Genomic DNA, 12,040 nt, shown 5'->3' with positions numbered 1-12,040 from the left:
TCCAGCACCTCGCCGGCATGAAGGACTCCAAGGTCATCGTCGCCATCAACAAGGACGAAGAAGCCCCGATCTTCCAGGTCGCAGACTTCGGCCTCGTCGCAGACCTCTTCCAGGCCGTCCCGGAACTCACCGATAAACTCTGAACGCGCCGCGGGGCCGGCCACCGGCCCCGCGATCGCGCCGCCGGTCGGGTCAACGCCTCGCCGCTCCCGCCGCCCCGTGCGACGGCAGCTACCAGCCGACGGTCAGCTTCTGGCGCGGGGCGGGGGCGAGCTCGACCAGATCCAGCATCGCGGTGGCGAAATCGGCGATGGAAATCCGCGATACGCCGTCATCCTGGGTGACCAGCGTGTCGCGCCCGAGGGCATAGCGGCCGGTACGGGGGGCCTCCAGCAGCAGCGCGGCGGGGCGCAGGCAGATCCAGTCGGTGTCCGGGAAGGTCTCAAGAAGCGCGTCCTGGGCGCCGCAGGCCTCGGCGATCGGGCGGATATCGGGCGGCAGGAAGCCCGGGGCCGTCAGCACCGTGTCGCCCCGACCGCCGGTCAGAAACAGGGGCGCGGCGCCGCCGGTGACATAGAGGCGGGTTGCGGTGGTCTGCGCGGCGCTCAACACCGCGCGCGTCATCGGCACCAGCGCGGCTTCGTTGCCCGCGACGGGCCGCAGGGCGGAGAGGGTCACATCATGCGTTTGCATCGCCTCCACCAGCTCCGCGCCGGTCCGCAGCACGTCGAGGCGCTGCTGTGTCAGCCGCGCGTGGGGCCGCACCGCCGACGCCGGGGTGCGGGACGCGGCAGTGACCCGGTGGCCGCGCATCAGGGCTTCTTCGACATAGGCACTGCCGACCGCGCCGGTGGCGCCGAGAATCAGGAGGTTCATCATCGTGTTCCTTGGATGCGGTGAGGGTTGGGACACGGCGAGCGGCCGGGCCGGCCGCCGATCCAGACGCAACCCAGCACGATGGCGGCGCCCAGGAGCTGTGACGGGGTGAGGGCCTCTCCGAGGATCGCCCATCCCAGCAACACCGCGGTCAGCGGGCTGAGAAAGCCGAAGCCGGTGACGGCGGCCGGGCCGAGCCGGTCGATACCGCGGAACCAGAAGAAGTAGCTGAGCGCCGCGCCCACCAGCCCGAGCCAGAGAAAGCCCGCGATATTCGCGCCGCTGGGGGCCGGCAGGGGCGGTTCCAGGGCGAGGGCGAAGGGCACCAGCAACAGCCCGCCGGCGGTCAGCTGCCAGGCGGTGAAGGTCAGCGCCGGCACATCCGGGCGCCATTTGCGGGTGAGCACGACACCGGCGGCCATCGAGACCGCGCCGAGAAAGGCAGCCGTCACCCCGATGGTGTCGAGCGCGGCCCCCGGACCGAGGACCAGCAGGGCAACGCCGAAGATGCCGGCGAGGGCGGCCCCGATGCCGCGCGGCGTCAGCGGGCTGTCCAGCACGACCCGGGCCAGCAACAGCACGATCAACGGTTGCACTGCCCCCAGCGTTGCCGCCAGCCCGCCGGGAAGCCGGTAGGCGGCAACGAAGAGCGCGGCCCAGAAGATCGCGAAATTCAGCGCCCCGAGGATCGCCAGCCGCCCGAGCCAGCGCGGTGGCGGCAGTCGCCGGGTCAGCGCCATCAGAAGCAGCCCGGCGGGCAGGGCGCGCAGGGCGGCATCGGTCAGCGGATAGCCGGGCGGCAGCAGTTCAGAGGTAACGATATAGGTGCTGCCCCAGACCGCGGGGGCGGAGGCGGCAAGCAGGGCGTCTGACAGGCGGGACATCGGATACTCCATTTATCTCGACGTCGAGATATTCGCAAGATATCTTGACGTCAAGGTAAAATCGGGCTAGCCGTCGGGCATGGATCAGGTTGACCGCATTCTTGCCCAATGGCGCCGGGAGCGTCCGGACCTCGACGTCACCCCGATGGGGACCTTCGGCCGGCTGAAACGGCTGTTCGATCATCTGTCGCGCGAACTCTCGCGGGTCTATCAGGCGCATGATCTGACCGCGGCGAGCTTTGACGTTCTGGCGACACTGCGCCGGTCGGGGGCGCCCTATGCGCTGACCCCCTCGGCGCTGATTTCCTGGACCATGGTGGCCTCCGGCACCATGACCAACCGTCTGGACCGTCTGGAAGCGGGCGGGCTGATCGAACGGCGGCCCAATCCCGAGGACGGGCGCGGCTCGGTCGTGGCGCTGACGGAGAAGGGCTTCGCGTTGATCGACAGTGTCGTGGCGGAGCATGTCGCCAATCAGCATCGGCTGATGGAGGCGGTGCCGGCGCCGCTGCGGCAGCAGCTGGACGACGGGCTTCGGGTCTGGCTCGCCACCTTCGAGGGCGAGGAGGGCTGAGGCGCCCCGCCGCCCGCGGGCCTGAGCTGACCGCAGGTGCCGGACGGGGCGCCTCTGGAGGATCCTGGGCGCGGTTCAGCGCATTTCGAACAGCTCCTGGTGGAAGTGGTGTTCGGTATCCAGCCCCTGCGCGGCGAAGTCCTGGCGCAGGCTCTTGCCGAAGCCGCTGGGGCCGCAGAACCACAGGCTGGCACTGCGCCAGTCCGGGACGGCGTCGCGGATGCGTTCGCCGCCGAGCCGGCCATCGCGGGCATCGATCAGCAGGTGCAGCCGGACATTGGCGGCACGGGCATCGGCAGCGACCCGTTCCAGGGCCGCTTCATCCACCTCGCGGGTCGAGTGAAACAGGTCGATCTCCGGGCGCGGGGCGGTGGGATCGGCAGCGGCCATTTCCTTCAGCCGGGCGAGGAAGGGGGTGATGCCGATGCCGGCGCCGATCCAGATCTGCCGCGCCATCCCATCGTCGAAGGTGAAACAGCCATAGGGGCCCTCGACAGTCACCTTCTGGCCGGTCTTCAGCTTTTCGGCGAGGGTCGAGGTGTGATCGCCCAGCTCCTTGGTGACGAAGGCGATCTTCGGATCCGTCGGGTTCCAGGCAGAGGCGATGGTATAGGGATGCGCCCCCTCGATCCGGTTCGAGGTGACGAAGGCGAACTGACCGGCCTTGTGCCCGGGCCAGCCGGTGCCGAGCCTGATTTCGGTTTCCAGCGAGCGGACCCCGGGATAGCTGCGCAGCGCGGTGATTTCGCCGGCGACCCGGCGGGTGCGGCCGATGCCGCCCAGAACGGAGACCACGGCGGCATAGCTGCCGGGGATGATGAGCAGCGCCATCACCACGCCGAGCGGGGTCAGCCACATGTCGTAGTCGAGCAGAACGACGGTGTGGAAGACCAGCACCAGATAGGCGACCGGCAGGATACGGTGGCTGTAGCGGAACCAGCGATAGGGGATCACCTTGAGCAGCGCGACGACCATCAGCGCGGCAGAGATGTAGAAGGCCCATTCGCCCAGCCCCTCGGCGGTGCCGCGCAGGGAATTGAGGTAGGCCTGAACCGGGTCGGTGAACTCGGGCCGGGGGCCGCGTTCCGGCCGCGCCAGCAGGCCGGCGCCCACCGCCCATTTCGGCGCTTCGGACCACAGCCAGTGGAACACCGACAGCCCCAGCGCGCCGATCCCCAGCCATTTGTGCAGCCGGTACATCTTGTCCAGACCGCCGAGCCGGCCCTCGGGCCAGCGCGGACGCAGCGACAGGATCATCGCCACGCTCATCGCGGCGATGGAGAAGGTCCCGGTCCACTGCATGAAGAACTGTCGCAGGGCAAACACGTCGGCGGCTGAGAAGATATCGGGGTTCAGCAGCAGCCAGAGCGCCCCGAGGAGCCCCCAGAAGCCCCAGAACAATCGTATGTTGGGCTGTGTCATCGTGGTTTCCTTTCTCGTTGCCCGCAGGGCTCGTGTGGCGGTGGCTTCACACGAGAAGGCGGCATTTGGTCTTCTGTGTCGGGGTCCGGCCGGGGGCCGGGATCGGTCTGCCCGGACCTCAGGCCGCGGGCGGGGATGTGTCGGGTGGGGGGCTCTCGCCCCCGAGCGGCAGCTCCACTTCGGCGGTGAAGCCGCTGCCGCGCCCCGGAGAGGGGGAGAACAGCCGGAGCGCGCCGCCGGTGCGGTCGGCGATGGTCGCCACGATGGCCAGCCCCAGCCCGCTGCCCTCGGCGCGGGCGGTGCCGCGTTCGAACCTTTGCGCCAGCCCGTCCAGCACATCGGCGGGGACGGTGGCGGTCTCGTTGGCGACGCTCAGCCGCCCGGCGGGACTGAGCCCGATCCGCACCGGCGTGTCGGGCAGCCCGTGGCGCAGCGCGTTATCGGTCAGGTTGCGCAGGACGATGCCGAGCGCGTCGGGATCGAGATCGGAGCAGACCGGCGTCTCCGGCAGCTCCAGTTCCAGCGTCTTGCCGCCGGCCTGGCGGCTCAGGTCCTGGACGATCATCCGCACCACCGGCCGCAGATCCGCGGCGTGATCGCCGCGCAGCCGGCCGCCTTCGGCCCGGGCCATCTGCATCAGCCGTTCGGACACCCGGGTCAGCCGTTTCAGGGTGGCCTCGATCTCGCCGGCGCGCTTGCGGGCGCCGGGATCCGCGGTCTCGATATCGATGCGCTGCGCCTGGGCGATGGCACCGGCCAACGGGGTTCTCAACTCATGGGCGGCATTGGCGGCGAAGCTGCGCTCGGCCTCGAAGGCGGCCTTCAGCCGGGTGAGCAGATCGTTCAGCGTCTCGGCCAGCGGCGTGATCTCGGCCGGCAGGCCGCCGGTGGGCAGCGGCGACAGATCGCGGGCGCCGCGCGCGGCCAGGGCGCTGCGGAACCGGCGCAGCGGCGCCAGGCTGGCGCGAACCGCCAGCGCCACGGCCGCCAGCGCCACCGGGATGACCAGCAACAGCGGCAGTCCCATCATGATCTGCACCCTGCGGGCCATTGCCCGGCGATAGATCAGCGGTTCGGCGACGGTGATGCGGATCTGCCCGTCCAGCGTTTCGTCGTTGAACAGCCGGTGGGTGCCGGTCCACTGGAAACCGGGGCCGTCATAGCGGGGAAACACCGAAGGATCGGCGGTATGCGACTGCAGCAGAACCCGCCCCTCCGCGTCGCGCAGGATATAGGTGAAGAGCTCGTGATGCACCCGGATCACCCCGAGCCGCTGGGTCACGCTGTCGTCGTCGCGCCCGGCGATCTCGGACAGCGCCAGCGGCAGCAGCCGCTGCGCGGTTTCCTGCAGGGCCGCGTCGGAGAATTCGTTCATCTGGTGCCGCAGCACCAGCGCGGTGATGGTGGTGGCGCTCAGCCACAGGAGCGTCAGCAGCAGGCCGATTCCGATGGCCAGCCGGGCCTGAAGGCTGCGCGGGGCGGTCATGCGGCCCCCAGCCGGTATCCCAGGCCACGCACCGTCTCGATCACGTCGCTGCCCAGTTTCTTGCGCAGCCGGCTGACATGCGCCTCGATGGTGTTGCTCTCGACCTCGGAGCCGAAGGTATAGAGCTTGTCTTCCAGCTGGGCCTTGGACAGCAGCTGGCCCGGCCGTTGCAGGAAGGTTTCGAACAGCGCCCATTCGCGCGCCGTCAGCTGCACCGGCCTGCCGTCGCGATGGACGCTGCGCGCCGCCAGGTCGACGGCCAGCGGGCCATGGGTGATGATCGGGTTCGGGTTGCCGGCATAGCGCCGCGCCACCGAACCGATCCGGGCGGAGAGCTCCGCCAGATCGAAGGGTTTGATCATGTAATCGTCGGCGCCCGCGTTCAGCCCGGCGATCCGGTCGGTGATCTGATCCAGCGCGGTCAGTATGATCACCGGCGTCACGTCGCCGCGCGCCCGCAGCGCCTTGAGAAAGGGGATGCCGCGGCCGTCCGGCAGCATCAGATCGAGAAGCACCAGATCGTAGCTCGCGCCGTAAAGCGCATCGGCAGCGGTATCGAGCCGCGTCACCCAGTCGACGGACTGGCGATCGCCGGCGATCTGGTCGCGCACGGCGGCCCCCAGAACGGTGTCATCCTCGATCAGCAATATGCGCATCTGGGTCGGGTCTCCTTGGTCGCGGGGCCTGTCTGACGCCTCAGCCTTACGGGAAGCTTACGGTGTGAGCGGCATCGCGTCAGTATCGTGTCAGCTTGGCCCGGCAGGTCTCGGCGGCAGGCCGGCGCCGCGGCGCTGCGGCGTCGGGGCAGCCTTTGCCCGGGTCGCGGCCCCGTGTCACGGGGTCTTGCCGGGGGATCGCGGATCGGCGAAGCCTTGCGCCGGAGCATGTATTGAAATCAGCCAGAAGGATCGTGCCGATGAGCCGCCTCAGCCACTCCGAAAATCATATGGTCCACCGCATCGGCTGGCTGCGCGCCGCCGTGCTGGGGGCCAACGACGGGATCGTGTCGACCTCGAGCCTGGTGGTCGGCGTCGCCGCCGCCGGCACCGGCCCGGGAGGGGTGCTGCTGGCCGGGCTCGCCGGCCTAGTGGCCGGGGCGATGTCGATGGCGGCCGGGGAATACGTTTCCGTCAGCTCCCAGGCCGATGCGGAACAGGCCGATCTGGCGCGCGAGCGGCGCGAGCTGGAGGAGATGCCCGAAGAAGAGCTGGAAGAGCTGACCATGATCTATGTCGCGCGCGGGCTGGATCGCGATCTGGCCGAACAGGTCGCGCGGCAGCTGACCGACCGCGATGCGCTCGGCGCCCATGCCCGCGACGAACTGGGGATCACCGATACCGTGGCGACCAATCCGATCCAGGCGGCGTTGGTCTCGGCGCTGACCTTCGCGATGGGGGCGGTGGTGCCGCTGATCGTGGCGGTGCTGGCGCCGCCGGCGCAGATCGGCCTTTTCGTGGTGGTGGCGACCCTCGTGGCGCTGGCGGTTCTGGGCAGCCTCGGCGCCTCTGCCGGCGGGGCCGGAAAACGGCGCGGGGCGTTGCGGGTCACCTTCTGGGGGGCGCTGGCGATGGCGGCGACGGCGGCGGTCGGCGCGGTCTTCGGCGTCAGCGCCTAGGGCCGGGGCGCTCAGGCCAGGATCTGGACCCAGAGCGCCAGGCCAGCGGCGGAGAGGGCGACGAAGATACCGTTCCAGCGGAAGGCGACCTCGCGCGGGGGCACCCCGCCGAGCCGGGAGATGATCATCACCGAGGCGGTGAAGGGGGAGGTCGGGGCGGTCAGCGCCCAGCCGCCGGTCAGCGCCAGCACCAGCGAGATCGTCGAGATCCCGAGCGCATCCGGTGTCGGCAGTAACTGGGCGAAGAGCGAGACGAAGAGGATCGGGTTCAGTCCCAGCTGCCCTGCCATCGGCACCAGCACGAGCGGCAGCACCAGCAGCAGCCGCGCCGGCACCGCGCCCAGATCGACGCCGGCGCCGGCGATCCACTGCGCCATCAGCGCCCCGGCGACCTTGCCGATGAAGCCGGCGGTGCTGAGCAGTACGAGTTCTGCCTGAAACGACGGCAGGTCGCCGAAGAGATAGGCCCGGCTGCGCGCCGCCAGCTCCTGCATCCGCGCGCCGGCGTCGGATTCGATCAGCACCCAGATCGCGGCGATCAGCGGCACCACCCCCAGCACCGAGCGGGAGGGCACGACGCCGGCGAAGAGATCGAAGAGACCGGCCGGGATCGACACGCTCATCAGCAGCCACAGCAGCGGCCGCAGCGCGCGGGTATCGCGGGCGGCGGTCCGGTCGGGCGGCGAGATGACGGCCCCCTTGGGCAGGCTGTTCTTGAGCCGGCGGTCGACCAGCCAGCCGATGACCACGATGATCAGGGCGGAACCGAGCCCGTGCAGGATGACGGAGTTGATCTCGGCGCCGGGGATGAGAGAGGTGGTGATGACGGTGGCGAAGGCCAGCGGCGACCAGCAGAGCGAGGCCGCGAAACCGCATTGCGCCCCCTGAAGCATGCGCCGCGCGCGCAGCGCTCGTACCGCCGGGTCGGTCTCCCGCTCGGCAGAGCGGCGGGCCATGGTGCCAAGCAGCGACAGCGCCCCGTAATTGAGGATCAGCGCGAAGATCTGGGTGCCGAAGCCGAGCGCGAGATAGCGCCGGCCGGGCGGCTGATTGGCGAGGAAGGCCGCGGCGCGGCTGATCGCGGCGGAGCGTCCGGCCACATGCTGAAGGCTGGCCAGGGCGCAGTAGAAGGCGATGATGAAACTGCCCTGGTCGAGCGCGGGTTTCAGCACCGAGGCCGGGGCCGGCAGCATCAGCAGGCAATAGAGGGTGAGCAGGGCGGAGATCGCCAGGAAGACATGGCGCGAGCCGTGGACCTGTGGCGTGAACAGCAGCAGAACCACGACGGAGAGTAGATCCGCCAGCACCGTGGTGCCAGCGTTGACGCCGAAGCCGTGCAGCAGGTTCAGCGCTACGATCAGCGCCAGCATGACGCCGATGGCCACCGACAGTTTCGACGGGGGCCTTTCGGCGGAAAGGGATGAACCGGGGGCGGCGCTGGGGGTCATGATCTGCATCGTGGCTTCGGGTGCGCGGCCGCACCCTGCCAGAGCAGACCTAGCCGCTTTCGCGGCGGGAGGAAATGGCGACGGTGCAAATCTGTCGTGCGCCAGTGCAGAGCGTGGGTGCGGGACCGTGCCCTGCACGCGCCTGAGGCGGGCTGGCGCCGGGTCACACCAGATCGGGGACGGCGCCGCTGTCGGTGCGCAGCCAGAGCGAGAGATCCTTGCTCAGAAGATCGGCGTCCGCCCCTTCGAGCAGGATGGTCGGCCCGAGAACGCCGCTCACCTGCAGCGTCAGCGCCGCCTGGACGTAGCCGGGAAAGCCGATGTCCTGTAGCTGCACCTCGGTCACATCGTCGGAGACCACCACCAGATCGCCCTCGACCAGGGAGAGATCGGTGATCGCCGGGCTGTAGGCACCGTAGGCGGTTCCGGGCACCTCGAACCGGTCGGCCCCCGGACCGCCGGTGCCGGTGTTGGCGGCCGAGAGGATCAGGATGTCGTCGCCCTCCTCGCCGAACAGCCAGTCGAAATACCCCTGCTTGCCGATCAGCGTGTCGTTGCCGCCCTCGCCATGGGCGTCGTCGTCGCCGGGGCCGACATCGACGATATCGTCGCCATCGCCGGCGAAGACGACGTCATTGCCATCCAGGGCGAAGATCCTGTCGTCGCCGGGGGTGCCCCTGAGGTCGGGGTCGTCGCCGGGGGTGCCGAAGATCTCCGTCGGCCCCGGGCCGGGGCCGTCGTCGAGCCCGAAGACCTCGATCAGCGGTGCCGGCGCGAAGCCGGGGCCGAGGATGTCGGGCCTGTCGGTCTTCAGCACCTCCAGATCGAGATCGATCAGCACGATGGTGCTGCTGCTGCCGGTGGCGCTGACCGTGATGATCACATCGTCGGAGGTCCCGTCGGAATCGCCGTCGCCGGCCGAGAAATCCAGCCGGAAGGCGGTTGAGAAGGCGAGGCTGTCCTGCAGCGGATTGAAATCCATCACCCAGTCGAGGCTGCCGGCGCTGCCATCGTGATCGAAGATATCGGCGTTGCCCCCGCCCGTCAGCCTGTTGAAGCCGGTGCCGCCGTTGAGGATATCCTGACCTGCGCCGCCCGCGGCCCGGTCGTCGCCATCGCCGCCGAGCAGGACATCGCGGCCGCCGTTGCCGCTGAGCCGGTCGTTCTGGGCGCCGCCGTCCAGGTGATCGTTGCCGGCACCGCCACGCAGAACGTCGCGGCCGGTATCGCCCTTGATCAGGTCGTCGCCCGCCCGCCCGGTGATGGTATCCTGGCCGGGCCCGCCGAGACCGACGTCATCGCCGCCTTTCAGCCGGATCGTGTCATTGCCCGCGCGGCCGGAGAAATGATCCGATGCGCCGCGGCCGGAAAAGATGTCATCTGCGGAGGTTCCGAACTTCCGCTCGGTGATCCGGGCCGGATCGATCGGGGTTTCGCCCAGGTCGACAACGAAGAGGCCGTCGGCCTCGCCGCGGAACAGCCGGAAGTTCATGTTCTCCAGCTTGATCGTATGCTGGATATGGAGGGCCTGTTTCTCCAGGGTCCGGTCGATGGTGATCAGCACATCGTCCCGGGCGCCGTCGCCGTCGGTGTCGGCGCGGGTATAGCTGACGATATCGTCGCGCCGCACCCGGATGTGATCGGAGGGGAGGGAGAAATCCGTAATCTCCATCGTGTGGTTCATCACGAAGGACTCAGTGTCCTCCACATGGAGCTTGGTGAAATCGAAAAGATCGGCTCCCGGACCGCCCGAAACCCGTGAGCTGCCGTAGCTGTTGACGATGAACCAGTCGGCCCCGCGTCCGCCGTCGGCAACGATCTCTTCCCCCACGAACGAGATGACATCCTTGCCCGACCCCGCGGTGACGGTATCGTGGGTGCCCGCGACGATCCAGTCGTTGCCCGCGCCGGTGATGAAGTCCTCGTATAAGGAGGTCGATTGAAAGATGTCTTGCCCGGACGTGCCGGTGATCTTGACCCGGTCCATGACCGATCCCCCGTTTCCGTCGCCTGCGAATGAGTGATATCATATCATACATTCGTCCATTTTGCATCCGCGCCACAGCGGTGCGCGGCAGCAGGTCGGCGAACTTGACAGGACCGCCGCGCCGCCGGTAGGGGAGGCGCAGGTATCGGGCACCCGCCGCCTGCGGACATCTGTCACGGTGAAGCCCGAAGATATCGCATCTCTCCCCCTTCGAAGCATTTCGCAGGCGGGCAACGCAGGCTCCCCCCCCTTGATCCGGAATGCCTCAGATGAGGAGCATGTGATGTCGTCGCAAAGCGCATCCGAAAACCGTTTCCTGACCGCCCCGCCGGGGCGTCTGTTCTGGTCCAATGTCCTGCCGATGATGGTCGTGATGACCATGAGCGGGCTGCAGACCGTCATCGATGCCGCCTTTCTCGGCCATTTCGTCGGCGCCCGCGCGCTCGCCGCGGTGAGCATCGTCTTCCCGGTGCTGATGGTCACCATCGCGCTGTCGACGCTGGTGGGCGGCGGCATGTCCAGCCTGCTGGCGCGTCACCTCGGCGCCGGTGACGCACCGGCGGCGGCCGCGGTCTTCGCCGGTGCCCACGGGCTTGCGGTCGTGCTCGCGGCCGGGGGCATCGCGCTGTTCTGGATCGGGGGCGAGACGCTGACCGGCGGGTTGGCCGGGGGCGACGCGGAGATCGCCGGCATGGCGCGGAGCTATCTCGCGATCATGATCTATGCCATGCCGGTGCAACTGGCGCTGGCGGTGCACGCCGATGCCGGGCGCAACGAGGGGCGGGCGGGGCTGATGGCCCTGATGTCGCTGGGGGTGACACTGGCCAATATCGCCCTGACGGCCCTGCTGATCGTCGGTCTGGGTCTGGGGGTGGCCGGCTCGGCCTGGGGTACGGCGCTGGCACAGGCCCTCGGGCTCGGGGCGCTGCTGCTCCTGCGGTGGCGGCACGCCGGGGCGCTGCCGCTGGCGGTGCTGTGGCGGCGGTCGTGGGGGGGCACCTGGGCAGCGATGCTGCGGCTCGGCGCGCCGCTCAGCCTCAGCTTTCTCGGCATCGCGCTGGTGGCGGCGACGGTGATCGCCACCCTGCGGCTGACCGCCGGGGCGGGATATGCCGAAATCGTCGCCGCCTATGGTCTGGTCACGCGGATCTTCAGCTTCACCTTCCTGCCGCTGATGGCGATCGCGCTGGCGACCCAGAGCATCGTCGGTAACAACATCGGCGCGCGCCGCTTCGACCGCTCCGACCGGGTGCTGCGGCTGGCTCTGGCCGTGGCCTTTGTCTATTGCCTGCTGGTCGAGGCCGGGCTGCTGGCCGCAGGCGCGCGGGTCGGGACGCTCTTTGTGCCCGACGCGGCCACGGCGGCGCGGGTGGTGACGGTGCTGCATCCGATGGTGGCGCTCTACCTCTTCGCCGGGCCGGTTCTGGTGCTGGCGCTCTACTTCCAGGCGGCGGGACGGCCGGGGCGGACCGCGCTCTTGACCCTGGTCAAGCCGCTGGCACTCGGCCCGCTGCTGGTGGTGGGCTTCGGCACGCTCTGGGGGGCGCAGGCGATATGGTACGCCTTTCCGGTCGCCGATGCGGCGGTGATCGCCCTTGCCGCCGGGATTCTCTGGACCGGTCTGCGGCGCCGGGCCAGCGGCGTGGGCCTCGGGGGCTAGGCGGCGGGGCAGGGGCGCGGCTCCCGCACCCCTGCCGCAGGGCTGCCGTGGGCCGGTCAGGCGCGGGTTTTCGCCCCTGAATCCGGTC

General features: G+C 69.5%; 10 protein-coding genes and 1 pseudogene. 4 read left to right on the top strand and 7 right to left on the bottom strand.

Translation table 11 applies throughout. From position 1 onward, the window contains the following. Positions 1 to 143: pseudogene (locus QO033_RS10870) on the top strand (electron transfer flavoprotein subunit alpha/FixB family protein); the annotation flags it as partial. 88 nt (positions 144 to 231) lie between these two features. Here QO033_RS10870 and QO033_RS10865 read toward each other — a convergent pair. Together QO033_RS10865 and QO033_RS10860 are read right to left on the bottom strand one after the other, a co-directional pair. Continuing rightward, a complete protein-coding gene (locus QO033_RS10865) occupies positions 232 to 876 on the bottom strand; it encodes an NAD(P)-dependent oxidoreductase (RefSeq protein ID WP_284480987.1) in 645 nt (214 codons plus the stop codon). Continuing rightward, the gene (locus QO033_RS10860) at positions 876 to 1,760 is read right to left on the bottom strand and encodes an EamA family transporter (protein WP_284480986.1); all 885 of its coding nucleotides are present in this window, start codon (positions 1,758 to 1,760) and stop codon (positions 876 to 878) included. Before QO033_RS10860 ends, QO033_RS10865 begins: the two co-directional genes overlap by 1 nt. Before the next feature lie 79 nt (positions 1,761 to 1,839). Here QO033_RS10860 and QO033_RS10855 point away from each other — a divergent pair, with 79 nt between their 5' ends. Then, the gene (locus tag QO033_RS10855; protein WP_284480985.1) at positions 1,840 to 2,334 is read left to right on the top strand and encodes a MarR family winged helix-turn-helix transcriptional regulator; all 495 of its coding nucleotides are present in this window, start codon (positions 1,840 to 1,842) and stop codon (positions 2,332 to 2,334) included. 75 nt (positions 2,335 to 2,409) lie between these two features. Here the strand turns inward: QO033_RS10855 and QO033_RS10850 are convergent, their stop codons facing one another. From QO033_RS10850 to QO033_RS10840, 3 genes are all read right to left on the bottom strand, one after another. Then, on the bottom strand, positions 2,410 to 3,756 hold the full coding sequence (locus QO033_RS10850) for a ferredoxin reductase family protein (protein ID WP_284480984.1): 1,347 nt from the start codon (positions 3,754 to 3,756) through the stop codon (positions 2,410 to 2,412). Between the two features lie 118 nt (positions 3,757 to 3,874). Beyond that, entirely contained in the window at positions 3,875 to 5,242 is a 1,368-nt protein-coding gene (locus QO033_RS10845) for a sensor histidine kinase (protein WP_284480983.1), read from the bottom strand. Continuing rightward, positions 5,239 to 5,898: a response regulator transcription factor gene (locus QO033_RS10840; RefSeq protein WP_284480982.1), complete on the bottom strand. Its 660-nt coding sequence runs from the start codon at positions 5,896 to 5,898 to the stop codon at positions 5,239 to 5,241. Before QO033_RS10840 ends, QO033_RS10845 begins: the two co-directional genes overlap by 4 nt. A 260-nt stretch (positions 5,899 to 6,158) precedes the next feature. On the opposite strand from QO033_RS10840, the gene QO033_RS10835 reads away from it, so the two are divergent. Beyond that, positions 6,159 to 6,857, top strand: coding sequence for a VIT1/CCC1 transporter family protein (locus QO033_RS10835; protein WP_284480981.1), 699 nt, complete (start codon positions 6,159 to 6,161; stop codon positions 6,855 to 6,857). Between the two features lie 11 nt (positions 6,858 to 6,868). On the opposite strand, the gene QO033_RS10830 is transcribed toward QO033_RS10835, so the two are convergent. Together QO033_RS10830 and QO033_RS10825 are read right to left on the bottom strand one after the other, a co-directional pair. Beyond that, on the bottom strand, positions 6,869 to 8,314 hold the full coding sequence (locus tag QO033_RS10830; protein WP_284480980.1) for a hypothetical protein: 1,446 nt from the start codon (positions 8,312 to 8,314) through the stop codon (positions 6,869 to 6,871). A gap of 154 nt (positions 8,315 to 8,468) precedes the next feature. After that, positions 8,469 to 10,292 carry a calcium-binding protein gene (locus QO033_RS10825; RefSeq protein ID WP_284480979.1) on the bottom strand — a complete coding sequence of 608 codons (1,824 nt, stop codon included), beginning with the start codon at positions 10,290 to 10,292 and terminating at the stop codon, positions 8,469 to 8,471. Between the two features lie 283 nt (positions 10,293 to 10,575). On the opposite strand from QO033_RS10825, the gene QO033_RS10820 reads away from it, so the two are divergent. Further along, on the top strand, positions 10,576 to 11,952 hold the full coding sequence (locus QO033_RS10820) for an MATE family efflux transporter (RefSeq protein ID WP_284480978.1): 1,377 nt from the start codon (positions 10,576 to 10,578) through the stop codon (positions 11,950 to 11,952). Positions 11,953 to 12,040: the final 88 nt, after the last annotated feature.

Origin of the sequence: Pseudodonghicola flavimaris, from assembly GCF_030164425.1 — a bacterium.
GTDB lineage: Bacteria > Pseudomonadota > Alphaproteobacteria > Rhodobacterales > Rhodobacteraceae > Pseudodonghicola > Pseudodonghicola flavimaris.
Note: the sequence above shows the minus strand (reverse complement) of the source record. Positions and strands in the feature narration are given on the sequence as shown.

Excerpts from the sequence above, each read along its gene's own strand:
- QO033_RS10865 (WP_284480987.1), bottom strand. The coding sequence starts at position 876 with ATGAACCTCCTGATTCTCGGCGCCACCGGCGCGGTCGGCAGTGCCTAT.
- QO033_RS10860 (WP_284480986.1), bottom strand. The coding sequence starts at position 1,760 with ATGTCCCGCCTGTCAGACGCCCTGCTTGCCGCCTCCGCCCCCGCGGTC.
- QO033_RS10855 (WP_284480985.1), top strand. The coding sequence starts at position 1,840 with ATGGATCAGGTTGACCGCATTCTTGCCCAATGGCGCCGGGAGCGTCCG.
- QO033_RS10850 (WP_284480984.1), bottom strand. The coding sequence starts at position 3,756 with ATGACACAGCCCAACATACGATTGTTCTGGGGCTTCTGGGGGCTCCTC.
- QO033_RS10845 (WP_284480983.1), bottom strand. The coding sequence starts at position 5,242 with ATGACCGCCCCGCGCAGCCTTCAGGCCCGGCTGGCCATCGGAATCGGC.
- QO033_RS10840 (WP_284480982.1), bottom strand. The coding sequence starts at position 5,898 with ATGCGCATATTGCTGATCGAGGATGACACCGTTCTGGGGGCCGCCGTG.
- QO033_RS10835 (WP_284480981.1), top strand. The coding sequence starts at position 6,159 with ATGAGCCGCCTCAGCCACTCCGAAAATCATATGGTCCACCGCATCGGC.
- QO033_RS10830 (WP_284480980.1), bottom strand. The coding sequence starts at position 8,314 with ATGCAGATCATGACCCCCAGCGCCGCCCCCGGTTCATCCCTTTCCGCC.
- QO033_RS10825 (WP_284480979.1), bottom strand. The coding sequence starts at position 10,292 with ATGGACCGGGTCAAGATCACCGGCACGTCCGGGCAAGACATCTTTCAA.
- QO033_RS10820 (WP_284480978.1), top strand. The coding sequence starts at position 10,576 with ATGTCGTCGCAAAGCGCATCCGAAAACCGTTTCCTGACCGCCCCGCCG.